General features: G+C 66.7%; 1 protein-coding gene. It reads left to right on the top strand.

All coding sequences use genetic code 11. From position 1 onward, the window contains the following. A partial coding sequence (locus D7X12_RS41870) for an EAL domain-containing protein (protein ID WP_158620228.1) occupies positions 1-475 on the top strand: 475 nt, incomplete at both ends.

Genomic DNA, 475 nt, shown 5'->3' on the forward strand with positions numbered 1-475 from the left:
GATCGAGTGCGTCGTCGCGCGCCACGGCATCGATCCGCAGCAGCTCGAACTGGAAGTGACCGAAAGCGGCCTCGTCGAGGATCCGGAGAACGTGGTGCGCATCCTGTCGAGACTGCGCGACATCGGCCTGACCATCGCGATCGACGACTTCGGGACGGGTTATTCGTCGCTGGCGTACCTGAAGACGTTTCCGGTGAGCGTGCTGAAGATCGACCGCTCCTTCGTGCGGGACCTGGAGACCGACCTGAACGACCGGGGCATCGCGGAGGCCGTCGTCTCCATGGCCCGGGTGCTGCAGATGAAGGTCGTGGCCGAGGGCGTGGAGAACGAGGCCCAGGCGGCCATCCTGCTGGGCATGGGTTGCACCCTGGCGCAGGGCTACTTCTTCGGCCGGCCGATGACGCCCGAGCTGTTCGAGTCGAACTGGCGCGCCGGGGAAGAGGGCCGAATGGCCCTGTCGAGCGAGGACGGGGTC

The organism is Corallococcus sicarius, from assembly GCF_003611735.1.
GTDB lineage: Bacteria > Myxococcota > Myxococcia > Myxococcales > Myxococcaceae > Corallococcus > Corallococcus sicarius.